Origin of the sequence: Candidatus Kapaibacterium sp. (genome assembly GCA_025059875.1) — a bacterium.
GTDB lineage: Bacteria > Bacteroidota > Ignavibacteria > Kapaibacteriales > HRBIN21 > HRBIN21.
In genome coordinates this window covers 238,799-261,505 of the sequence record JANXCT010000001.1, presented here as the reverse complement: position 1 = coordinate 261,505, position 22,707 = coordinate 238,799, and the positions used below count along the sequence as shown (strand labels likewise).

The following is a 22,707-nucleotide window of genomic DNA, read 5'->3' as shown; positions in this document are numbered from 1 at the left end:
AAAACGCAGCTGCCCACGTTGGCACCGTACTTGGTAATGCGAAGGCTCCCCGTTCGTCTGCTCCGGACGACACCAGCATAGGACGACACGATGAAGAGCCGTGGTACAATTCTTTGGGTAGACGACGAAGTAGAACTCTTACAGCCCCACATCCTCCTGCTCTGCCAGCACGGGTACGAGGTCGCTACTGCTACTTCCGGCGAGGATGCTATCGAACTCGTCCGGCAGAACGCCTACGACCTCATCTTCCTGGACGAGATGATGATGGGGATGACTGGCTTAGAGACCTTAGAGGTGCTTAAAGAGCTTGCCCCTCATGTACCAGTCGTCATGGTCACCAAAAACGAAGCCGAGACCCTTATGGAGGAGGCCATCGGACGCAAGATTGACGACTACCTGACTAAGCCGGTCAATCCGACGCAGATCCTCGCAGCCTGCAAAAAGTTGCTCGAGGCTCGGCGGATCACAGGAGAGCGCCTAACGCAGGACTACCTACGGGGCTTCTACATGATTGGTCGGCGTCTGAATGAGCCGCTGACGTGGTACGACTGGCTGGAGATCTACTTGAAGCTTGTCACCTGGAGTATGGAGCTGGAAGAACACCCAGAGTTGGGCCTCCATGAGACGCTTGCAGCTCAATGGCGCGAATGTAACGCCGCTTTCGGAACCTTCGTAGAGCAGGCCTACGAGTCATGGCTCCGAAATCCCAAAGGGGAAGACGTACCGACCCTTTCTCCGTTCCTCCTCGAGCGGTTCGTAGTACCACGCATTTCAGCAGAGCGGCCCGTTGTCTTCATCGTGATCGACTGTCTGCGGCTTGACCAGTGGCTAGTGTTGGAAGATGTCTTGCATCGACTCTACAGCATCGAACGAAACTACGCCTGCTCCATCCTCCCGACAACAACTGCCTATGCTCGAAACGCCATTTTCTCTGGGCTCTTCCCGCTGCAGATCCAGCAGTACTACCCGCAATGGTGGCATGAATCTGGAGACGAGCAGAGCCAGAATGCCTACGAGCGGCAACTCCTGGAATCCTACTTCCAGCGACGTCGTATGGAGGTCCCTGGTGGGATCGCCTACTTCAAAATCATCGATCCCGCCTTCGGGCGCAAGGTGGAGCAAGAAATCGGGCGCTACCTCCAGCACGGCCTGATTGCCATCGTAGTCAATGCCGTCGACATGCTCGTCCACTCACGCTCAGAATCCCCGATCCTGCGTGAGATCGTCCCCGACGAAGCTGCATACCGCACTTTGACACGCTCCTGGTTCCTCCACTCGAGCCTCTTCGGCATCTTGCGCACGTTGGCAACAGCAGAGCCGAGGCCTACTGTCATCATCACCACCGATCACGGCTCCATCCGATGCCTCCGACCGCTGAAAGTGTATGGCGATCGGGAGACGACGACGAATCTCCGGTACAAGTTGGGCCGAAATCTCCGCGTAGAGTACGAGCGCGGCGTCGTGTACCTCCGCGATCCTCAGCAATGGCTCCTGCCTCGAAGCAGCGCTGCTTCCACAATGGTGATCGCGAAGGAGAACTACTACTTTGTCTACCCGACCGACTACCACTACTACGCCCAACACTATCGCGATAGCTTTCAGCACGGTGGAATCTCTCTGGAGGAGATGGTGCTGCCGGTGGCTATCTTAGAACCTCGGGCATAGCGCGCCGCGTATTTTTGTAGTCTACTGGGGTCTCTTGACGGTCCAGATGCCGAAAGTCTCCCCTAACGGTGGCGTGGAGGAGTACCTCTCCCACAGCGAAGCCGACACCCTGCAGATCGCCCGCACGTTCGCTCAACGACTCAAGCCTGGGGATGTCGTTGCCTTCTACGGAGAGTTGGGGGCTGGCAAGACAGCCTTCGTCAAGGGTGTCTGTCAGTACTTCCAAGTAGAGGAGCTTGTCACAAGTCCCACCTTCACCATCATCAACCAGTACCTCGGCACTTTCCCCGACGGCGAGGAAGTCGTGCTCTACCACGTGGACCTCTACCGCATCAAGTCGCTGCAAGAACTCCACGACATCGGCTTCGAGGAGTGCATTGCCGATCCCTCTGCAATCAAGATGGTGGAGTGGTCTGAACACGCCGACTCGCTCATTTCGATCCCTCACTATGCCATTTCGATCGACCCCGCTCCCGACGCTGACACTCTACGAATCATCCGCATCACACACGTCCAACCCAACGAGGCGCGCTGATGCACATTGCTAGCCGAATTAGCCGCCTGGGCACAGAAACAGCTTTTGAAGTCCTTGCCCGTGCCCGCCAACTTGAAGCCCAAGGGCACCATATCGTCCACTTAGAGATTGGCGAGCCGGACTTCGACACACCAGAGAACATCCGCGAGGCCGCTAAGCGGGCGTTGGACGAAGGGTATACGCACTACGGTCCCTCACCAGGGCTACCAGAAGTCCGCGAAGCAATCGCTGACTACTTCAACCGAACCCGCGGAATCCAGCTCTACTCCGGCAACGAGGTGGTCATTACCCCCGGCGCGAAGCCGATCATCTTCTTTGGCATGATGGCAACGCTGGAGGAAGGCGACGAGGTGATCTATCCCAACCCCGGATTTCCCATCTACGAGTCAGTCATCCGCTTCCTGAACGCTATCCCCGTCCCTCTCCCCCTCCGGCAAGAGAAGGGATTTCGCGTAGACGTCGGTGATATAGAGGCTCGGCTAACACCCCGGACGCGGATGATAGTGCTCAATAGCCCCCACAACCCAACAGGTAGTATCCTGACAGCCGAAGAGCTAGAGCAGATCGCCGAGATCGCCTGCCGCCACAACCTCATCGTCTTCAGCGATGAAATCTACTCGCAGATCATGTACGACGGTGCGCGGCACGTTAGCATCGTGCAGTTTGAGGGCATGAAGGAGCGCACCATCGTGCTAGATGGCTTTTCTAAGACGTTCGCTATGACGGGCTGGAGAATTGGCTACGGACTCATGCCAGCCCACATCGCTGAAGTTGTTGCTCGGCTACAGACAAACTGCACCAGTTGTACAGCGACTTTCACGCAAATCGCCGGGATTGAAGCACTTAGCGACCGGACGCTCCCGACAGTCCGCCAATTCGTCGAGGAATTCCAGCGTCGCCGCGATGTCCTCATAGAGGGGCTCAACCGCTTGCCAGGCATTACATGTGTGGTCCCCCAAGGAGCATTCTACGCCTTCCCTGATATCAGGGGAACCGGCATGAGCTCTCGGGAGTTTGCTGAACGCCTACTCTACGAGGCCGGGGTTGCCTGCCTGAGCGGCACAGCCTTCGGAGCATACGGAGAAGGATTCGTGCGGTTCTCGTATGCGAACTCGGTAGAGAATATCCAGCTAGCACTGCAGCGGATAGAAGACTTCCTCACCCGTCACGCTAGCTGCATGTCTGAAGTTGCTTTTGACAGCTGATGAATGTGGTACGGGGCACTCCCATTCTGGCCGGTCTTGCCTTAGTTGTCGCAGTTGAAGTAGGAGCCCATGGGTGGACGAGGATTCGCGGGCAGGTAGAGGCTGCCATCCCCACCGCGATTGTCCTATCCCCCCGCACTGGACGGCTGTGGATGAGCGCTGACGGAGCTCTCTACACGACTCCAGCCGTCGGGGCAGCCTGGAACAGTATTACGACGTTCCCCCTCACCGTCAGCAGCGTAGAGCTCGCCTCTATGGGGACTCTTGAAGTGCTGCTGGTAACAACTCCTTACGGACTCTGGCGGAGCACGGACGAGGGTGTTACCTGGATGCAAGTCCATCCGGTGTTAGCCGATCGGGGTACCCGCATACGGATCCATCCGCTCTACCCCAACGTCGTCGTCGGTATACGGGGTCAGATGGCATGGCAGAGTCGAGATGCTGGTGCTCTCTGGGAGCCGATTCCGCTGCCTCAAGGAACCCTCTACGACCTCTGCCCATTTGGAGCTCTCAACGATATCCTCGCCTGGACTAGCGCTGGACTCTTCCGAAGTACCGACGGTGGTAGCTCATGGCAATCCGTAGCCAGTTCTCTACCGAACGAGCCAGTGGTAGACCTAGCTACCACCGGTGGTGTAGAGCCTAGCATCTGCGTCGTGCTACCATCTGGAGTCTACCGAAGCTTCGATGGGACTACATGGATAGCAACCAGCCTACCAGGGACAACCCTTCGAGGGATATTCGCTTCGCATGCCGGAGTTGCTGCGATTAGCCGGGGGGCGCTCTTAGTTCTACGCGCCGATAATACGTGGGAGACTGTCTACTCCGGCTACACAGACCACATCACCGTTCTCCTCCCAATAGCCCCTGGCCGTGTGCTCGTTGGCTCTGCTATTCGGGGCGTGGAGCTTTACCAGTGGAGCCCTTACGCATCATGGCAGGCCATTCGGACGGGTTTGGACTCACCCCCAATCCTCTGGGCAGCCCAACTCGGTTCAGCGTTCGTCGTTGGAGGACCCGCCGGCCTCTTCTGGTCTGATACCGATGCCACGAGCCTAAGCAACATTGCTCTCTCGCTGCCCCGACCGCACCCACTAACCGCTGTAGGGATGTACCGCTCTGGCGTAGTAGTTGCAACATCCCTTGGAATCTACCGCTACGACCACAGTACAGGGAGGTGGCAGGTCTTGACAGAGGACCTACCGATTGTCGGCTCTCTAGTCTCGATTGCCGCAAGTCCTTCTGGGGACACAATCCTTGCTCTCTCCGATCTCGGGGAACTACTACGCTCTATCGACGGGGGGGCAGCGTGGGAGCCCCCTGCACTGAATGTTCGAGTAGCTTCAGTCATTGCCTCTGGATCCTCCTTTCTCGCGTTCGGTGCCGACGGCATCGTGCAGAGCACGGATGCAGGAAGTACATGGCAGCCTATCAGCAGCTATCCGGGTGGGGAGTGCTACTTCCTCGTCTCCCATCCGGCCGCTCCGCAGATACTGCTGGCAGCTTCGTCCCTGCCCAACACGAGGGGTGGCCGCCTATACCGCAGCACAGACGGCGGCCAAAGCTGGCAAACGATTGGGACCGCAGACCCTCTGCTGCGAGGACTGACGGCTCTAGCGGCAGGCGCCTCTACAGCAATGTGGTACGCTGGGACTCTGGAAGGGGAAGTCTTCCGCTCTACCGACGGTGGGCTCTCATGGCATTCTCTTGGCACTGTGGGGGACGGGCTGCCCGTGTATGCCCTCCTGGAACGGCCAACCCAACTCTTAGCTGGGACTCCGCGTGGATTATGGCGCTCCAGCCCTATATCGGCAGGGCTATCCCTACCAGCTACTGGCACCATCCTCCGGTACGCCGCTGGCATCCTCACTGTGGATCTTCCAACCGAGGCTGCTATGGAGCTCTGCCTTTTTACCCTCAGCGGAGAGCTGGTAGGGCGTTGGGAGCATCACAGCACGGTGCATCTGCAGCTTGCACTGCCCTCGATAGCCACTGGTGTTTACCTTGCTACGCTCCGCTTCAGCGGTGGCTTCCATTCCCAAGTTCTGCTTGTCCCCTAAGAAGAATGCGCCTCTCGGTCTGCATCATCGCACGCAATGAAGCGACCCGTATTGCTGAAGCCCTTGCGAGTGTGGCCTGGGCCGATGAGGTGATTGTCTTGGACTGCGGGAGTACAGATGCAACCCCCCAGGTTGCGGCTGCCCATGGGGCCGTTGTTGCTGCGGCTGAACATACCCCAAATCTGAACCTCAACAAAAACCGCTGTTTCGCTCTAGCGACCGGAGACTGGATCCTCTCGCTCGACGCCGACGAGCGTGTGCCACCGGCCTTAGCTGAGGAAATCCAGCGCCTACTGGCAACGAACCCCCCAGAGAATGGCTTCTGGATACCGCGGCGGAATTGGTACTTCGGCTACCCCCTGCGCTATGGGCGCAACTACCCCGACTACCAGCTACGCCTCTTCCGCCGCGGGACCCTCCGATTTCCGGCACAGCACATCCACGAGTATCCCGTTATCGAAGGTAGGGTCGGCTACCTCCGAAATCCCTTAGAGCACTTCCCCTACCGGACTCTCTCCGAGTACCTTGCAAAGCTCGATCGCGATACAGAGTTTCAGGCCCGATGGCTCGCCCAGCGGTACGGGCGTCTGCGCTGGAGCACCTTCATATGGCACGGGGCGCTCCGCTCATGGAAGCGGTTCCTTGAGCGATACATCCTCTGGGGTGGCTTCCGGGATGGGTTTCCCGGCTTCTTGGCAGCATGGCTCGATAGCGTCAACATCCTGCTGAGCATGGCAAAGTGGTGGCATCTCTCACACTCCGAGCGGTCCCATGCCCTTTCCGAAACGGACTACGTACTGCGGTGAGCTTCGGCTCTCCCACGCTGGGCAGCCTGTCGTCCTCAATGGCTGGCTTGCCCGGCTCCGAGACTTGGGTGGCATACTCTTCATGGATATCCGCGATCACACGGGGGTATGTCAAGCCATCATCCGACCCACCGAGAACCCTGAACTAGCACGCTACGCGCGACAGCTATCAGTGGAGAGCGTCCTATGGCTGCGCGGCACAGTCCAACCACGAGAGAACCCCAACCCCCAGCTTCCGACAGGGCATGTGGAAGTTGCCGTCGAGGCCCTCGGTGTTCTCAATCCGGCCGCCACTATCCCGTTCCCGATCAGTGACGATATCCCGCTGACAGAGGAGCTCCGCCTGCGATACCGCTACCTGGACCTCCGACGCCCTCGGATGCAGCATCACCTGCGCCTCCGGCACCGTGTCTACCAAATCATCCACCGCTACTTCGACCGGAACGGATTCGTGGAGATCGAGACACCAATCCTCACTCGCTCTACTCCTGAGGGAGCCCGGGATTTCCTGGTTCCTTGCCGTCTTCAGCCAGGGCGGTTCTACGCTCTGCCGCAATCCCCTCAGCTATTCAAGCAGCTCCTCATGGTGGCAGGCTTCGACCGATACATGCAGATTGCGAAATGCTTTCGGGATGAGGATCTGCGCGCCGACCGCCAGCCGGAGTTCACTCAGGTTGATGTAGAGATGGCCTTCGTAGATCGCGAAGATGTGCTTGCTCTGACTGAGGGTCTCTTTGCAGAGCTGTGGCATGAAGTGCTGGGCATAGAGCTCTCCACCCCCTTTCCCCGCCTGTCCTACACAGAGGCGATGATGCGCTACGGCAGCGATAAGCCAGACCTTCGCTACGGCTTGGAGCTGGAGACAGCCACCGATATCTTCGCAGCGACCAACTTCAGCATCTTCCGCCAGGCTTATGCGGCCGGCCACGTCATTGCAGGGCTGCGCATCGAAGGTGGGAGTGCCTACTCTCGAAAGGAGCTGGAAGAGCTGGGACGCGTCGTATCGCCGTGGGGGCTACCGGGTGTCATCTGGCTGAAGTACGACGCCTCTGGCTGGCAATCTCCCATCCTCAAGCACCTGAGCGAAACGGAACGGGAAGCCCTCCGCGAGCGCTTCCAGCTGCAAGCGGGAGACCTACTCCTCCTAGCTGCTGCACCATGGGAGGCATGTTACCGTGCGCTTGGGGCTCTACGGCGTGCGATTGCAGAGCGTCAAGGACTCACTTCATCCTCGCGGCACTGCTTCGTCTGGATCGTTGACTTCCCGTTGCTGGAGTACTCCGAAGCAGAGGGCCGTTACGTCGCACGCCACCACCCATTTACAGCACCTGTGGAGGAGGATATCCCGCTCCTCGACACTGCCCCAGAACGGGTACGGGCGCAAGCATACGACCTCGTCCTCAACGGTGAAGAGATTGGAGGGGGAAGCATCCGCATCCATATGGCAGAGCTCCAGCAGAAGGTGTTCTCCGTCATAGGACTCCCCCTTGAGGAGGCCACAGCCCAGTTCGGCTTCCTTCTGGAAGCCTTCCGCTATGGAGCTCCACCACACGGGGGCATTGCGCTAGGGCTCGACCGGATCGTCATGTTGATGGCGAGCGCGGAGAGCATTCGGGATGTCATCGCATTCCCGAAGACTACTAGCGGCGCATCGCTCATGGACGGCGCTCCAGCCCCCGTCAGACCTGAGCAGCTCGACGAGCTCGGCATCTGTCTCCGACCCTCTCGGTAGACCATGCAGCGCCGTTCCTTCCTCTTGTGGCTCCTTGCCGCACCTCTCTTCCTCCAACGCCAGCGCGATGACGGCAAGGGGACCATCACCCAGCATATCCTCGTGCGTATGCAGCAGAGAGCCCTTGCCGAGGGGTGGGAACGCCTTCCTATTGGGGTCCTCATGTGCCGCTTCGGGGAACTCTTTGTTGGAACACCTTACGTCCCCGGCACGCTGGAGAGCCAAGATGGGGAAGAGACCTGCCGAGTGGATTTCACAGGCATGGACTGTTTCACCTTCGTAGAAGCAACCCTCTGCCTTGCACGCTCCCTCAAACTCGGAAAGCCTAGCTACGACGGCTTCCTAGAAGAGGTGAAGCGGACCCGCTACCGGAACGGGACGGTTGGGGACTACACCTCCCGGCTGCACTACACTGCAGAGTGGCTCTACGAGAACGAGCGGCATGGTGTCCTCCAGAACATTACACAGGCGCTTGGCGGAATCCCTCTGCCCCTCTCAGTCTCCTACATGTCCCAGAACCCTCATCGGTACCCTGCCCTCAGGGCCCGCCCCGAACTCCTCCCACAAATCGCGCAGATCGAGCAACACATCAATAGCCTCCAGCACTGGTACATCCCACGCCACTCCATTCCTACTATCGAAAGGCTCTTACACTCCGGAGACATCATCGCTTTCACAACCAACCGCCGCGGCTTAGACTACGGGCATTTAGGACTGGCGTATCCCCATGCTGGCCGCATTCACCTCCTCCACGCCTCCCAGGGCGCTGGAAAGGTGGTGGTAGATCGGCCTATCCCAGACTACATTGCTACAGTTCCAACCCACACCGGCATCACGGTCGCCCGGCCTTTAGAGGTGGCTTGAGATGCGCGTCTTCTACTCGGACCACTACACCATTCCCCTCCCACCAGGCCACCGATTCCCGATGTCCAAGTACCGAATGGTTCGACATGCCTTAGAGGCCCAAGACGTCCTTCCTGGCTCCTGTTTCTGCGAAGCTCCCTTGGCATCCCCGGAAGACCTGCTACGGGCACATATCCCAGAGTACGTCCAGGCCTTCCTATCCGGCACGATCCCGCCGAACATTATGCGTCGCATTGGCTTCCCGTGGAGCCAAGAGTTGGTGTTGCGCACGCTAGCTACCGTTGGTGGAGCACTCGCAGCGGCCGAGGCCGCTCTCCAGGAGGGAATCTCTGGCAACCTCGCCGGGGGAACCCACCACGCTATGCCAGACAGCGGTGAGGGATTCTGTGTTTTCAACGATCTCGCCATCGTTGCTCTTTCGCTCCTACAGCGCCGCAAGGTCCGCCGAATCGCCATCATTGACCTAGACGTTCACCAGGGTAACGGGACGGCTGCCATCCTGAGTGCCTATCCCGAGATCTTCACCTTCAGCATGCATGGAGCCCGGAACTACCCCTACCGCAAGGTTCCCTCTACCCTCGATGTCCCACTGGAGGACCACACTGATGACGACACCTACTTACGACTGCTGGAGAGCTTGCTACCGCGTATCATCGCCTTCAAACCGGACATCGTCCTCTACCAAGCCGGGGTTGATCCTCTGCGGGAAGACACCTTAGGTCGCCTGGATTTAAGCCATCTGGGGCTGATGGAGCGCGACTTCCTTGTGCTCTCTATGTGCCTGCGCCACGAAATCCCTATCGTTCTCACACTGGGCGGTGGATACGCAGACCCGATTGAGCTCAGCGTCCAGGCATACGTCAACACATACCGCGTCGCTACGGAGCTCTTCAGTCGGCTAGCGTAAGCCAAGAAGAGGCGCTATGGGGGGACGACGCAACAACTGGTACTGGCCAGCTTTCCTCCTATGGGTAAGTGGACAACTCCTGTGGGCAGTCCCGGACCAGTGGCTGCATCGCTGGTCTATTCCTTTGCAAGGGACATGGGAGCTGTCAACCGATGGCGGGAGCACGTGGCATGCGACTACGATTCCGCATACCGTGTTTCAGCAGACTGAGCTCCGCTACCGAAGGAGCATTCGGATGGACAGCACTGCCCTACGCTGGGTATGGCACCTCTCTACGCGTGGCTTAGGCGATGTCGCAGAGATCTATCTCAACGGTCGGTATGCCGGGCAACTTGTCAGCTACGGACTTCCCAATACCGTCACACTTCCTGCAAGCCTGTGGCGAGCAGGCGAGAATATCATAGAACTTCGCCTCTCTGCAGGTCTCCTGCCTCACTCCTTCCTTGGCCCTCGGAGAGTCCTCGGTTGTTTCCGCGAGCTCTTCCTCGTAGGGACATCATCGGCATGGCTTGCTGCAGCAGAAGTCTTCACAACCTTATCCCCTAATCAGCAGAGTGGGCAGCTTCACCTCAAGCTTGGCATTGGAGGCGAAAGCTCTGACCCTCTTACCATTCGCTTCCAGCTCAAACGCCTCCGCGACAGCGCCATGGTACTTGAGCGGACGTTTGCCGCTCCTCAAGTACCCCCTCGGTTGCAGACCACCATAGAGCTCACTTCACCGGAGCTGTGGTCGCCTGAGACCCCTACGCTATACGAAGCCCGAATTGAATTGCTCCGGAGCACACAACCGATAGATGGTGCGCTCATCAGGACTGGCTTTCGGTCCGTTGGCACCACTACGACGGAGAGTGCGGCTGTTGTTACATGCAACGCTGTCCGCCTCCCAATGTACGGGGTGGAGTACTACCCAACACTGTCCCCTACTTCTACGACATCGTTACAGGCGACAGTCCGACAATGGAAGGCGCTCGGGATCACGACAGTTCGGCTGCGTGACCACCCATCGCCCGATCTATTGCAGGCCCTTGCTGTGGCAGGGATCACTGCGGTTTGCGACCTTCCTGTTGCTGAGCTTCCACCGCAGTTGTTGTTATCTCCGCGAGTCCGTAGCAGCCTTCAGCTCTATCTTCGCCTCTTCCTCCAACAGTTGAGCAACCCAGCAATCATCGCGGTAACCCTCTGGCAAGGCCTCCCACCGCACCCTGCTGTAAGAGCATACGAGGACGAGATGCTGCGGTGGTTTCAGCCATACAACCTTCTCCTTGCCGTGGAAAGCTACGCAAATACCCGCTTCGAGTCTTCACCACGCTTTCCCCTACTCTTCCTCCGCGTCCATCCTCCGTTTGCCGATCTCGCGAGTCTCAGCAGTAGCCCTACCTCCTGGCGCAACTATGCACGCCGATATGCACTGGTACCCATTGGAGGCATGCCTATCTCCCCAAACGAGGAGCACCGTGGGTATCTCGTGCCGAACTCAGAAGAAGCTCAGGCCCGATGGATATGGAGCTTCCTCTCTACATGTGCTAGCTCCGGCACTGCCGGAGCAATCGTATGGAGCTGGCAAGACTATGCCACATCCTTCCCTCTGATCAGCTTCCCCTTTCCAGCAGCTCACGTATGCTCCACTGGGATTGCCGATAGTACAGGGACCCCTCGAGTGGCCTACAGTGCACTTCAGGCCTTCCTCCAACGGGACTTAGAGCCGCTTCTGGTACCTGGAACTCCCCCGGCTGACCTACCCCCACTCCACACTCTGCTTGCGGCTTTCCTCCTCCTTGGCATGGGCTGGATGCTTAACCGTGTCCCACGGTTCCGCCAGCATGTCTGGCGCGCCTTAGCTCGAAGCACTTCTTTCTTCGCTGACTTACGTGACGGCCGCTTCGTAGATTACGCCGCCACTCTGCTGTGGGGAGCCTTCTGCAACTTCGCCGCTGCACTCTTTGCCTCCCTCATCCAGGAATGGCTGCGAGTCCAGCCTCCGCTGGTCATCCTCCTATGGCATCTGTTACCGAGCTCCGCCATCCGTGAAGCGGTGGCATGGAGCATCACTAGGCCATGGGCACAACTCCTCGTCAACGCGTTCCTCTTTGCCGGGATTTTCGTAACGGCCTCCACCTTCATCGCCCTTGTGGCACGCCTCTTACGGCGGAACGTCTCTTGGATGACATCACTCTCCGTCGTCGTTTGGGCCTCACTACCGGTACTGCTCCCAACCCCGCTTCTACTGGCAGGGGCACGACTCATGGGCTCTCCAGAAGCCAGGATAGCGACCTTCCTGCTCCTGGGAGCAGTCGGAATATGGAGCTGCTGGCGGATCCTGCGAGGGGCTCAAAGCATCTTGCGCCTCCGCCTTTGGAGCCTCCTCGTCGGAACTTCCTGGATTGCTGTCACTGCTGGGGTGCTTCTACTCGGGATCTGCGAGACCTCACGTTCTCTCAGTACGTACGTCTCATATGTGGTGAGCCTTTGGGGAATACCCTAGGTAGCGCATCACGTTCGTCGGAATATTCCGTCATCACAGAGGTCCACTCTGGACTTCGAATGCCACGGAGGATCCAGGTGCTGACGGAGAGACAGCGTTGTGTACTGCAAACCCTTGTGCACCTCTACATCCGGACAGGGCAGCCTGTCAGTTCTCGCCTCATCGCCCGCCACCTCCGGCGTCGGCTCAATCTTAGCCCCGCCAGCATCCGTAATGTTATGGCAGAGCTGGAAGAGATGGGATATCTCACCCATCCTCATACCTCCGCAGGCCGGATCCCAACAGATTCTGGCTACCGGACCTATGTCAATAGCCTCCCCAACACCTACGAACTAAGCACAGCTGACCGGAAGGCTATTCAACATAGCCTTCAGACTCGGGAAAGCTGGGACGCGCTCTTACAAGACGCCTCGCGCGTTCTCAGCACCCTAAGCTCTGCTGTCGGCATCTCGCGCCTACCGACCCTAGAACAGCTCCATGTACACCGTGTGGAACTTGTGCCCATAAGCTCCTCGTACTCTCTGCTCGTAGTCATCGTTGATTCCAAGATCGTGCGGACACTTCTAATCCCTACCGCTGAACCTTTACGACCGGAGTATGCTGAAAGCGCTACTCAGCTACTCAACCAGCATCTCTGCGGACGATCCCTTAGTGAAGCTACCAAAGTTTTAGCAACGGTCGTACGAACGCTGGAGGGGAGTGTCTCACCCGCAGTTCTCGACATTCTCCGGCGATTAACAGACCGCCTGCCCGCGCTCTCTCAGCCGTCTGGTCGACTCTTCGTCAGCGGTACCGCCCAGCTCTTTCGATACCCCGAAGTCGCCTCTGCAGAGCGGATGCGGGCTATTACGGCCCTTGTAGAAGAAGACTCCGTCCTCAACCAGCTCCTGGAGCGCTACGAGCGGAGCCTCTGTCCAGAATCCCTCTTCATCGGTATTGGGCGTGAGCTCCAACTCAGCGTGCTACAGGACTACGCCATCATCCTGGGACAATACCGAACAGCTTCCGCCCGCGGAGTAGTAGGCATCCTAGGCCCTAAGCGGATGCCTTACTCTAAGGTCATCCCAATTGTCCGCTGGGTTGCCCAGCGTGTTTCCGAACTATGGTCTCAGACATAAACCCATAGAGCCTTCGTCTCTTATTTTTACTGTGTTCTAGAGGCATGATGATGTCCCATCCGTCGCCAGACTCCCGAGTGCCTTCCGAAATGGCCGACAAGATTCGTCAAACGTACCTTCAGCACGAACCGAACGTGCCTTCACAAGAAGCCGCCGGAATATCCCGTACATCCGAGGATTCGATGGCAGCACCTCCTGCAACTACGGAGGCTGAGCCCCCAGGCGCAGAGCCGCAGCCCGAGGTAGAGACTGCAACACTCCAGCAGCAGTACGAGGAGCTGTACAATCGATACGTGCACTTGGCAGCCGACTTCGACAACTACCGCAAGCGCGTGTTGCGCGAGCGCGAAGCATGGGCTGAAGCGGCTACCGTACACCTCTTACAACAACTCCTGCCCATCGTCGACCAACTCCAGATGGCCCTGCAGGCAGAGAGTTCATCCGCAGAAAGCCTCCGCCGCGGTGTGGAGCTCGTCTACCGCAATCTGGAGCGGCTCCTAGAGCAACTTGGGGTCAAGCCAATAGCTGTCCCCCCTGGCCAACCGTTCGACGTCTACTACCACGAGGCTGTCCTCCATGTGCCCTCGGAACTGCCCGAGGGGAGCGTCGTTGAAGAGCTTCAGCGTGGTTACCTCTTCCGGGATCGTGTCCTCCGGCATGCCCGTGTTGTCGTCTCTGCTGGGCGTTCCAAAGACGACCGTGTCCAAACCTCAGCCGACTCATCGACATCGCCCGAAGCATCGTAAACTATGCGGGACTACTACGAAATCTTGGGGGTGCCGCGCACTGCAACGCTGGAGGAGATTAAGTCAGCCTACCGCAAGTTGGCACTACAGTACCACCCCGACCGTAACCCTGGCAATCCAGAGGCCGAGGAGCGCTTCAAAGAGATCGCGGAAGCCTATGCTGTACTGAGCGACCCAGAGAAGCGCGCCCTCTACGACCGGTACGGACACGCCGGCTTCCAGCAGCACTCCGGCGTATCAGCTCCACACTTCACGACACTAGACGACGTGCTGAACTACTTTGCCAACTTCTTCAGGGACGACTTCTTCAGCGATATCTTCGGCGGTACTACTTTCCGAAGCCGGCAGCAACAGCATCAGCGCTATGGCGAACCTGGCACAGACCTTCGTGTTCGGATCCGGCTGACGCTGGACGAGATCGCTCACGGCGCGGAGAAGACGATAGAGCTAGAACGCTGGAACCGCTGCCCCGCGTGTGGAGGGACAGGAAGCCGAACGAGTACCGTAAGCACCTGTCCGCAGTGCCATGGCCGAGGCGAGGTCCAGCACGTAACCAGGTCAGTGTTCGGACACGTCATCCAGATCGTCACGTGTCCCACTTGCGGTGGGAGGGGGGAGACAATTCGCGATCCCTGTCCACAGTGCAGAGGTGAGGGAAGGGTCCGTGGGACGGCAACTGTCCGTATCCACATCCCGCCAGGCGTCCACGGGGGTGACTCTCTCCTTCTCCGCGGGGAAGGGAATGCTGGCCGATGCAATGCTCCAGCAGGGGACTTGGTGGTGGTTATAGAGGAGCTCGCTCACCCCTTCTTCCAGCGCGATGGTGCAGATATCCACGCTACTGTGGCTCTCAGCATCCCAGAAGCTCTTCTAGGGACGACTTTAGAGATCCCCGGCCTCTGGGGAACGGTTAAGCTGCGAGTGGAACCCGGCACCCAGCCCGGGACCACTATACGCCTGGCTGGTCAAGGGTTGCCAATCCCGGAAAGCTCTCGGCGGGGGGACTTGTACGTCCACATTTCCCTCTATGTCCCCAAGACGCTAGACCGCGAAGAGCGGAAGCTGGTCGAGCGCCTGGCCCAAAGTCCCCGCTTTCAGCCTCCTGACCGACCGCAGGCTACACGTCCCAAGAACCGCTGGAGCAAGGTGTGAGCAGCAGCGACGAGAAGATGCAGGAGAAACTCCAGCGGTTCTTCGGCATCAACCGGCGGGAGGCCATCGCTGTTACCGTCCTTCTCGGTCTGCTTGCCTTAGGGGCTCTCTACCGCTGGCTCTTCCAGCCTCAACAGGTCATCCTTCCGGCTCAGCTCCACCACTGGCTAGACAGCATAGTGCAGGCACAGTATGCAGCCATTTCGGAGCTATCTTCTCCCTCCGCATTGTCGGCAGCGTCAGATTCGCTCCCGTCTACCCCACTTGGTGCTGAGCGAACGAAGAGCGCTCCCAGCACACCCATCAACCTCAACACGGCAACGAAGGCGGAGCTCATGAGCCTTCCCGGAGTTGGCGAAGTCATCGCCGAGCGCATCCTTGAGTACCGGCGGCAGAAGCGGTTCGAGAGCCCAGAGGAGCTCTTAGAGATCAAAGGAATCGGGCCGAAGAAGTACGAGCGCCTCCGCCCGTACATCCGCGTAGAGTAGGCCCATGGTCGTTGCCGCCGCCCACATTACTCCCAGAGCCCTCTGGTTCTTATCGGCAGAGCTCACGCCTCGAGGGCCACGCCTACTCAGCGCCGACTGTCAACTCCCTCAAGACCACGGAGACCAGGAAGCCTCGATAGCATCTTTCCAACACCTTCTCCGCTCTTGGCTGGAGCGTCTTCCATCCCCACCCAAGGTGCTCAACATTGCTCTCTCGGTAGAGCTAGCAGCGCTCGTCCATGTATTCCCGCTGAGTATGTTGCAGTCGGAGGCTCGAGACGCCGCCGTTGACGCCGAGCTTCGGCACTTCCTCACAGACTACGACCGCCACCGCTTCTCCACCTTCGTCCTTCCCTCGGCTCCGACGGCTCCTGAGCCCCGCTACGCCATAGCGGCGACTTACAGCCGGTCCGAGACTGAAGTGCTCCGAACCAGTCTTCCGGCCGAGGCTCACGCAGCTACCATTGTGCCCGACCTATTCGGACTCCCAACCCTATGGCGGTATAGCTACCCGGAGTGGGACCACCAGTACGCCGTCATACTCCACGTAGAGCCCCCATACCTCGATGCATTGCTGCTCGTTGCCAGACAGTTTGCAGCGCTACGGAGCCGTTCGGTAGAAACAGCAGCACCCGAAACTTTGGCGATCGATAGCGCTCATCTCATCGCTGAGCTCCCGCTGTCTCAACCACCTCACAGCATCGTTGCCTGTGGAAGTGCAGTTAGGCCTGAGCTCATTTCGGCCCTCCAGCGGGCACTGGCGGAGACCTATCCGGGCCAAGTCCCAGAGTGTCGCCGGCTCAATGCCTTTCGGATGTGGCTCCCGCCCGCAGCACAGCGATTACGGGAGTATGCCATCCGGACTGCTCACCTCTTCTGGGGGTGCGTTGCAGCTCTCCTACCATGGGGAGAAGAAGAGGTGCTTGTACTATAATGCGCATCACGGGTGGCATATGGCGAAGTCGCCGTCTGCCGACGGTTGCTGTCCCCATACGTCCCACAATGGACCGCGTTCGAAAGGCGATCTTCGATCGCCTACAATCCGTACTGCCTCTTGAGGGAAGTTATGTCGCCGATCTCTTCGCGGGTACGGGAGCCCTGGGATTGGAGGCGTTGAGCCGCGGAGCTTCGCTCTGCATCTTCGTAGAGCGGGATCGCCGGCTGCTCCACTCCCTTCGGCAGGCCCTCCATGTGCTGGGAGCCGAAGCAGAGCGCTACCGTATTCTGGCAGACGACGTCTTCCGGATCTTGCAGCGCTGGCGTGCACTTGGGCTACCGCAACTCCATCTAGTCTTTGCTGACCCTCCGTACCGACAAGGGCTACCCGAACGCCTCCTCCAAGCACTCGCTGATGCTGATTGGCTCTGTCCCAGTGGTATCCTCTGCTTGGAGCTCAGCCGTTGGGACCGCGTCGTCCGTGTCCCAGAAGGCTGGCAACTCTCTGCTGAGCGTTCGTTCGGTGAAACGTCCGTTCAATGGTGGATATGGCATGGAACGACCTCTACGACGCGCCATCTATCCGGGCACCTTTGACCCCATAACGAACGGCCACGTGGATGTCATCGAGCGTGCAGCCCAGCTCTTCGACCACGTCATCGTACTAATCGGGCAAAATCCTGCCAAGCAGCCACTCTTCAGCGAAACGGAGCGTCGGCAGATGGTAGAGGAGTCCGTGGCGCACCTGCTGAACGTCAGCGTAGATGTGTACCATGGACTCATCGTAGACTATGCCCGTCAATGTGGGGCCGTGGCAATCATCCGCGGTCTGCGAGCGATTTCGGACTTCGAGTATGAGCTGCAGATGGCGCTCATCAACCGCCAACTAGCACCGAGCATATGCACCGTCTTCATGGCCCCAAACGAGCGCTACATCTACGTCAACTCCAGCATCGTCCGGGAACTGGTCCGCTTCGGGCATGTCCCCACCGACTTGGTCCCCGAGCCCGTAGCCCGTCGTCTGCGGCTTCTACACGCTCAACACCCTTAAGAGCCCTGCCGAGCTTGCTGACATAACTCGGCCAGAACCTGCAACGCCTGCAGCGGTGTCAGAGTGTTGGGGTCAATCCGTCGGAGCTGCTCCCGCAGCGGGTTGTCCATGAGGGTGAAGATGCTGAGCTGCACCGGCTGTGGCGCGGTAGTTACGTTGGCTCGCAATGCCGACGCTGCCGAGCAGCCATGCTCTGCTTCGAGGACGGCCATAATCTCTTCAGCACGGCGGATGACCCATTCTGGAATCCCCGCCATTTGGGCGACATGGATGCCGAAGGAATGGTCCGTTCCGCCAGGGACAATCCGGTGCGTGAACACCAACTTTCCCTCTACCTCCCGGACCTCTGCATGGTAGGCCCGTATGCGAGGATACCGCTCTGCCAAGACGTTGAGCTCGTGGTAGTGCGTAGCAAACAGCGTGCGTGCTCGGATGAATTCATGGATGTACTCAGCAATTGCCCACGCGATGGAGATTCCGTCAAAGGTCGCCGTCCCGCGACCGACCTCATCCAGCAAGATGAGACTTCGACGGGTTGCATTGTGGAGAATCGCTGCTGCTTCGTGCATCTCCACAAGGAAGGTACTCTCGCCGCCGGTGATGTTGTCGTGGGCTCCTACACGGGTGAAGATGCGATCCACAACCCCAATCCGGGCTCGCCGTGCGGGGACAAAGCTCCCAATTTGCGCTAGTAGGACAATCAGTCCGACCTGCCGGAGATAGCACGACTTGCCCGACATGTTCGGGCCGGTAACGACATGGAGCTGTTCCCGCTCGGTGTCCAGGTAGGTGTCATTCGGCACATACTGCTCGCCCGCCGGTAAGAGCCGCTCAACGACAGGATGCCGGCCAGCTCGGATGTCAATGACTTCGGAATCGTCCACTTCAGGTTCTGTGTAGCCATACTCCTGCGCCACTTCCGCCAAGCTCTGCAAACAGTCAAGGGTCGCCAGCGCTTTTGCAACGGCTTGCAACTGCTCAACGCTCTGGAGGACCTCTTGCCGTAGTCCTTCGAGGAGCTCCTGCTCCAGTGCGGCGATACGCTGCTCGGCATTGAGCAGCTTCAGCTCCATCTCCTTGAGCACAGGCGTCGTGTAGCGCTCTGCATTCGTCAACGTCTGCTTCCGCTCGTAGTCGGGCGGCACTTTGGAGCGGTGTGCGTGAGTCACCTCGATGTAGTAGCCGAAGACAGCGTTGTATCCGACTTTGAGCGAAGGGATTCCCGTCCTCTGGCGCTCGCTCTCCTGGTATCGTGCAAGCCATTCCTTACTGGACCGGAGGAGCTGCTGCAGCTCGTCCAGCTCGGGCGAGAAGCCGGGACGGAAAATGGCACCGCGACCGAACTCCGACGCTGGAGACTCCTGGAACACCCCTTGCAGCCGCCGCCCTAGCGGGAGCACGGGCGACACGAGATCTTCCCAAGCAAACTCACCGAGAAGGCCCTCGAGCGGAAGCTGCCGAAGGAGCATCACGATCTGCTGGCACACCGCAATGCTCTGCCCAAGCCAGAGATACTCCCGCGGGAGCGCTCGCTTCGTTGCGATCCGCGAAAGCAGACGCTCAATGTCGCCAAGCTGCGGCAGGAGCTGTCGGAGCTGTTGCCGCAGAGTTGCATGCTCGCACAGCACTCGCACTGCTGCTAACCGCGGACGGATGGCCTCCGGACGGCGCAGTGGATGGTGGAGCCAAAACTTGAGGAGCCGTCCTCCCATGGGGGTGAGCGTCTTATCAAGCACACGCCATAGACTTCCGTCAGTACGCCCCTCGGCAACCGTCGCCAAGAGTTCCAAGTTTCGGCGTGTTGCCGCATCCAGCTCCATGTACTCGGAGGCGGCGTAGTAGCGGATGCTGCGGAGGTGTACGGCCTGCTCCTGTTGGGTCTCCCGAATGTAGTGCAGCACCGCTCCCGCCGCCGCAAGCCCTTCCGAGAGATGCTCCACGCCGAATCCCTTCAGGCTCCCGACCCCAAAGTGGCGCTGCAGTAGCTGCCGTGCAAATCCCTCCTCTACGAGCCAGTCCTCCAGCCGGGTCAGAGTAGGCCGCCAGATGAGTTGCTGCTCCCACTCGCGAACCGTACCGTAGTCGCGCCGGGCAACCAGGATCTCCGCCGGAGCAAATCCCTCCAGCACCCCCAAAGCACTCTCGGCAGGAACTTCCGTGACGAAGAACTCACCCGTCGAAGCATCGGCGATCGCGATCCCAACAGCTCGTCCAACCCGCAACGGCAATGCTAGGGCAGCTACATAGCGGCTCTGCTTAGCCTCCAGCAGCTTGTCGTAGAGCGCCACGCCTGGGGTTACCACCTCTATCACCCCGCGCCGAACGATACCGCGAGCGAGCTTGGGGTCCTCCAACTGCTCGCAGACCGCTACCCTATAGCCTGCTCGCACGAGCTTTGGCAAGTAGGTATCCAACTGGTGATGCGGGAAGCCCGCCATAGGGACATCCCCCGCAGCACCGTTGTTTCGGCGTGTCAACGCGATCCCACAGACCCGAGCAGTGATAGCAGCATCCTCCTCGAACGTCTCGTAGAAGTCCCCCAGCCGGAAGAGCACGATCGTGTCCGGATACTGCTGCTTGATCTGCCGGTACTGCCGCATCAACGGTGTTTCTGCCGGGCGCGACATGGCAAAGGCCCTCTCCAGAGTAGCCTCAACGCAAAATTAACGCCGCCGTGCCACGGCGATTTTGTCCTGCCCACCGGGTCCGCACGACCCAATTCCAGTGCTCACGGACGACATCCCCAATCCAGCACTGAGCTACTGACAAAGCAAAGGCATGATTCGAGTTTGGCAAGCCCACGGCAGAGTTTGAGCACTCCGAGCAATCCGCATTGAGCGCCTCCTATTCCTTACGACGGCTCATAGGCTCACCTACAGACCGTGAGGGCCGCCACGCTGCCTCATTTGGACGCTGTTACCCTGCTGGGACATACCAGGCGCCGCCTCCTGAGGAAGCCTCACTAGACTCCTCCGTGCCATCGCGTTTGTAGGGCAACTACTTCTGCTGGCTGCCTTTGTAGTACGTAGCCTCCCGCGCAAGGACTCCTGAGGGTAGAGAGTCAGGTGTTCCTTCTAGCGGAGAGGTGCTCGGCAATCAGGGCCGCAGCACGCTGTGCAACTCCCGGCTCGCCTAACAATGTGCGGAGTCGCAAGAAGTGCTCCCACTGCCGCCGAGCAGCTTCGGGTTCCAGCAGTTGCATCACTGCCCGCGCCAACGCCGCCGGTTGGGCGCGGGACTGCAACAACTCCGGTACCACGGTGTCACCGAGCAGGAGATTGACCATCACCACAGAAGGGATCTGCACGAGAGCCCGGGCAATTGTATACGACACCCACGACGTCCGGTAGAATGCCACGAACGGCATGCCGCACAGCGCTGCCTCCAGCGTCGAAGTACCCAGCTTCACTACCCCCACGCGGCTGTGGAGGAGCAGAGCATATGCGTCTTGCTGCCACTCCCACGGCTCCTCCACGCTAGGGAAGTGCTCCCGAGGCAGTGTCGGAGGAAGCAGAGCACAGAACCGCACTTGCGACAGCTCCCGCTCCAGGAGCCGGACTACCCGGCGCAGCAGAGGGAGGTGATACTGCAGCTCCTGTGGTCGGCTTCCCGGAAGCAGTGCGACCTGAAGAGGCCGGTGCTCTGGGTCGGGCGGAGGTGCAGCCAGCTGAGGCTCATCCATCAGGGGATGTCCAACGAATGCGCAGCGAATCCCCGCACGCTGAAAGAGCTCCACCTCAAACGGAAAGGCGACCACCAAGAGGTTAACCGTCCGCGCCAATGCCCGTAGCCGCCACCGTCCCCAGGCCCACACCTGCGGAGCGATGTAGTAGTAGACTGGAACCCCTGCCCGGCGGGCACGTTGGGCCAACCGCAGGTTGAAGCCAGGATAGTCCACCAGTACGACGGCATCTACAGAATGGCTCCGAATCGTGGCTTCACACAGCCTCAGCAAGTGCCGAAAGAAGCCATAACGGCGTGCTACTTCCCAAAACCCGACAACGCTGATGCGGTGAAGTGGGACGAGGGAGTGCAACCCCTGGGCTTCCATTTGGGGCCCGCCGATCCCAAAGAACTCCACTGCAGGGTCCAACTGCCGCCACGCGGCCATGAGCCGGGCAGCGTACCGCTCACCCGAAGGATCCCCAGCAACGAGGAAGATGCGCCGCCTCATCAAGCCTCCAATCCCACCAAGCGACGCAATGCAGCAACCTCCTGTGGAGTCAGATGCCGCGCCTGCCCTCGAGCAAGCCCTTGGCATGTCAAGAAGGCAAGGGAGCGACGGTGGAGCTTTACGACTCGATAGCCAAGCTTCGCAAATGCACGGTGGAGTAAGCGATCCCGTCCGCAAACTTCAACGTACACCCGTCGCCGATCCCCAGGTTCTTGCTCCACGGCTGTTGCCTTTAGGGTACCAGCCCGCAGCTTCACACCCTCCAGTAGACGCTGTAGATCTGCCTTCCGCACAGCGCGATCCAACGTCACTGTGTAGACCCTGGGCACTCGATACCGAGGATGGAGTAGCCGATTGGCCAGTTCGCCATCGTTCGTCAGCAGGAGCGCTCCAGTGGTGTTGCGCTCCAAACGCCCGACAGGGTAGACCCGCTCCTTCGTCCGCACAAGCTGCACCACCGTCTTGCGCCCCTTTTCATCGTGGAGCGTGCAGAGGTAATCCTTCGGCTTGTGGAGCAGGAGGTACACCAGCCTCCGCTGCGAGCGCACCTGGTTACCGTCCACTGTCACTTCGTCCCACGGGAAGACCCGCATACCGATGACGGCGGGCCTACCGTTGACTTTGACGCGACCCTGACGGATGAGTTCGTCGGCCTTGCGACGGGAAGTAATTCCCGCGTCCGCAAGAAACTTGTTAATCCGAACGCCTTGGGACTGCGACAACGTCTCCCGACGTTGCTCTGCCATCTCGTGGCCCCAGCTTGAAGGGACTACCGCCCAAAGAGAC

General features: G+C 59.4%; 19 protein-coding genes. 16 read left to right on the top strand and 3 right to left on the bottom strand.

All coding sequences use genetic code 11. From position 1 onward, the window contains the following. The first annotated feature begins 90 nt into the window (after positions 1–90). From NZ960_01235 to coaD, 16 genes are all read left to right on the top strand, one after another. A complete protein-coding gene (locus NZ960_01235; GenBank protein ID MCS7176243.1) occupies positions 91–1,665 on the top strand; it encodes a response regulator in 1,575 nt (524 codons plus the stop codon). 46 nt (positions 1,666–1,711) lie between these two features. Next, the gene (tsaE, locus tag NZ960_01230) at positions 1,712–2,200 is read left to right on the top strand and encodes a tRNA (adenosine(37)-N6)-threonylcarbamoyltransferase complex ATPase subunit type 1 TsaE (protein ID MCS7176242.1); all 489 of its coding nucleotides are present in this window, start codon (positions 1,712–1,714) and stop codon (positions 2,198–2,200) included. Continuing rightward, on the top strand, positions 2,200–3,405 hold the full coding sequence (locus NZ960_01225; protein ID MCS7176241.1) for a pyridoxal phosphate-dependent aminotransferase: 1,206 nt from the start codon (positions 2,200–2,202) through the stop codon (positions 3,403–3,405). The genes tsaE and NZ960_01225 overlap by 1 nt, the downstream gene beginning before the upstream one ends. Then, positions 3,405–5,465 (top strand): hypothetical protein, encoded by a 2,061-nt coding sequence (locus NZ960_01220; GenBank protein MCS7176240.1) that lies wholly within the window; start codon positions 3,405–3,407, stop codon positions 5,463–5,465. The genes NZ960_01225 and NZ960_01220 overlap by 1 nt, the downstream gene beginning before the upstream one ends. Positions 5,466–5,470: 5 nt before the next feature. Continuing rightward, complete coding sequence (locus NZ960_01215) at positions 5,471–6,271, top strand: glycosyltransferase family 2 protein (protein MCS7176239.1); 801 nt, start codon at positions 5,471–5,473, stop codon at positions 6,269–6,271. After that, the gene (gene aspS / locus NZ960_01210; GenBank protein MCS7176238.1) at positions 6,237–8,003 is read left to right on the top strand and encodes an aspartate--tRNA ligase; all 1,767 of its coding nucleotides are present in this window, start codon (positions 6,237–6,239) and stop codon (positions 8,001–8,003) included. The genes NZ960_01215 and aspS overlap by 35 nt, the downstream gene beginning before the upstream one ends. Before the next feature lie 3 nt (positions 8,004–8,006). Then, positions 8,007–8,867 (top strand): DUF1460 domain-containing protein, encoded by an 861-nt coding sequence (locus NZ960_01205; GenBank protein MCS7176237.1) that lies wholly within the window; start codon positions 8,007–8,009, stop codon positions 8,865–8,867. A gap of 1 nt (position 8,868) precedes the next feature. Next, positions 8,869–9,774, top strand: a complete 906-nt coding sequence (locus NZ960_01200; protein MCS7176236.1) for a histone deacetylase — start codon at positions 8,869–8,871, stop codon at positions 9,772–9,774. Between the two features lie 16 nt (positions 9,775–9,790). Then, positions 9,791–12,256 (top strand): hypothetical protein, encoded by a 2,466-nt coding sequence (locus NZ960_01195; protein ID MCS7176235.1) that lies wholly within the window; start codon positions 9,791–9,793, stop codon positions 12,254–12,256. A gap of 59 nt (positions 12,257–12,315) precedes the next feature. Next, positions 12,316–13,374, top strand: a complete 1,059-nt coding sequence (gene hrcA / locus NZ960_01190) for a heat-inducible transcriptional repressor HrcA (GenBank protein ID MCS7176234.1) — start codon at positions 12,316–12,318, stop codon at positions 13,372–13,374. A gap of 182 nt (positions 13,375–13,556) precedes the next feature. Continuing rightward, the gene (locus NZ960_01185; GenBank protein ID MCS7176233.1) at positions 13,557–14,120 is read left to right on the top strand and encodes a nucleotide exchange factor GrpE; all 564 of its coding nucleotides are present in this window, start codon (positions 13,557–13,559) and stop codon (positions 14,118–14,120) included. 3 nt (positions 14,121–14,123) lie between these two features. Further along, positions 14,124–15,272 carry a molecular chaperone DnaJ gene (gene dnaJ, locus NZ960_01180; GenBank protein MCS7176232.1) on the top strand — a complete coding sequence of 383 codons (1,149 nt, stop codon included), beginning with the start codon at positions 14,124–14,126 and terminating at the stop codon, positions 15,270–15,272. A gap of 17 nt (positions 15,273–15,289) precedes the next feature. Next, positions 15,290–15,760: a helix-hairpin-helix domain-containing protein gene (locus NZ960_01175; protein MCS7176231.1), complete on the top strand. Its 471-nt coding sequence runs from the start codon at positions 15,290–15,292 to the stop codon at positions 15,758–15,760. Between the two features lie 4 nt (positions 15,761–15,764). After that, positions 15,765–16,694, top strand: a complete 930-nt coding sequence (locus tag NZ960_01170; protein MCS7176230.1) for a hypothetical protein — start codon at positions 15,765–15,767, stop codon at positions 16,692–16,694. Then, positions 16,694–17,293 (top strand): 16S rRNA (guanine(966)-N(2))-methyltransferase RsmD, encoded by a 600-nt coding sequence (rsmD, locus tag NZ960_01165; protein MCS7176229.1) that lies wholly within the window; start codon positions 16,694–16,696, stop codon positions 17,291–17,293. Before NZ960_01170 ends, rsmD begins: the two co-directional genes overlap by 1 nt. Next, positions 17,250–17,747, top strand: a complete 498-nt coding sequence (coaD, locus tag NZ960_01160; protein MCS7176228.1) for a pantetheine-phosphate adenylyltransferase — start codon at positions 17,250–17,252, stop codon at positions 17,745–17,747. The genes rsmD and coaD overlap by 44 nt, the downstream gene beginning before the upstream one ends. On the opposite strand, the gene mutS is transcribed toward coaD, so the two are convergent. From mutS to NZ960_01145, 3 genes are all read right to left on the bottom strand, one after another. Then, on the bottom strand, positions 17,744–20,374 hold the full coding sequence (gene mutS / locus NZ960_01155) for a DNA mismatch repair protein MutS (GenBank protein ID MCS7176227.1): 2,631 nt from the start codon (positions 20,372–20,374) through the stop codon (positions 17,744–17,746). The genes coaD and mutS overlap by 4 nt on opposite strands. Before the next feature lie 434 nt (positions 20,375–20,808). Continuing rightward, complete coding sequence (lpxB, locus tag NZ960_01150; GenBank protein MCS7176226.1) at positions 20,809–21,921, bottom strand: lipid-A-disaccharide synthase; 1,113 nt, start codon at positions 21,919–21,921, stop codon at positions 20,809–20,811. Further along, positions 21,921–22,667: an rRNA pseudouridine synthase gene (locus NZ960_01145; protein MCS7176225.1), complete on the bottom strand. Its 747-nt coding sequence runs from the start codon at positions 22,665–22,667 to the stop codon at positions 21,921–21,923. Before NZ960_01145 ends, lpxB begins: the two co-directional genes overlap by 1 nt. Positions 22,668–22,707: the final 40 nt, after the last annotated feature.

Bases quoted from the DNA above. Each gene is read 5' to 3' on its own strand.
- NZ960_01235 (MCS7176243.1), top strand. From the start codon at position 91: ATGAAGAGCCGTGGTACAATTCTTTGGGTAGACGACGAAGTAGAACTC.
- tsaE (MCS7176242.1), top strand. From the start codon at position 1,712: ATGCCGAAAGTCTCCCCTAACGGTGGCGTGGAGGAGTACCTCTCCCAC.
- NZ960_01225 (MCS7176241.1), top strand. From the start codon at position 2,200: ATGCACATTGCTAGCCGAATTAGCCGCCTGGGCACAGAAACAGCTTTT.
- NZ960_01220 (MCS7176240.1), top strand. From the start codon at position 3,405: ATGAATGTGGTACGGGGCACTCCCATTCTGGCCGGTCTTGCCTTAGTT.
- NZ960_01215 (MCS7176239.1), top strand. From the start codon at position 5,471: ATGCGCCTCTCGGTCTGCATCATCGCACGCAATGAAGCGACCCGTATT.
- aspS (MCS7176238.1), top strand. From the start codon at position 6,237: ATGCCCTTTCCGAAACGGACTACGTACTGCGGTGAGCTTCGGCTCTCC.
- NZ960_01205 (MCS7176237.1), top strand. From the start codon at position 8,007: ATGCAGCGCCGTTCCTTCCTCTTGTGGCTCCTTGCCGCACCTCTCTTC.
- NZ960_01200 (MCS7176236.1), top strand. From the start codon at position 8,869: ATGCGCGTCTTCTACTCGGACCACTACACCATTCCCCTCCCACCAGGC.
- NZ960_01195 (MCS7176235.1), top strand. From the start codon at position 9,791: ATGGGGGGACGACGCAACAACTGGTACTGGCCAGCTTTCCTCCTATGG.
- hrcA (MCS7176234.1), top strand. From the start codon at position 12,316: ATGCCACGGAGGATCCAGGTGCTGACGGAGAGACAGCGTTGTGTACTG.
- NZ960_01185 (MCS7176233.1), top strand. From the start codon at position 13,557: ATGGCAGCACCTCCTGCAACTACGGAGGCTGAGCCCCCAGGCGCAGAG.
- dnaJ (MCS7176232.1), top strand. From the start codon at position 14,124: ATGCGGGACTACTACGAAATCTTGGGGGTGCCGCGCACTGCAACGCTG.
- NZ960_01175 (MCS7176231.1), top strand. From the start codon at position 15,290: ATGCAGGAGAAACTCCAGCGGTTCTTCGGCATCAACCGGCGGGAGGCC.
- NZ960_01170 (MCS7176230.1), top strand. From the start codon at position 15,765: ATGGTCGTTGCCGCCGCCCACATTACTCCCAGAGCCCTCTGGTTCTTA.
- rsmD (MCS7176229.1), top strand. From the start codon at position 16,694: ATGCGCATCACGGGTGGCATATGGCGAAGTCGCCGTCTGCCGACGGTT.
- coaD (MCS7176228.1), top strand. From the start codon at position 17,250: ATGGAACGACCTCTACGACGCGCCATCTATCCGGGCACCTTTGACCCC.
- mutS (MCS7176227.1), bottom strand. From the start codon at position 20,374: ATGTCGCGCCCGGCAGAAACACCGTTGATGCGGCAGTACCGGCAGATC.
- lpxB (MCS7176226.1), bottom strand. From the start codon at position 21,921: ATGAGGCGGCGCATCTTCCTCGTTGCTGGGGATCCTTCGGGTGAGCGG.
- NZ960_01145 (MCS7176225.1), bottom strand. From the start codon at position 22,667: ATGGCAGAGCAACGTCGGGAGACGTTGTCGCAGTCCCAAGGCGTTCGG.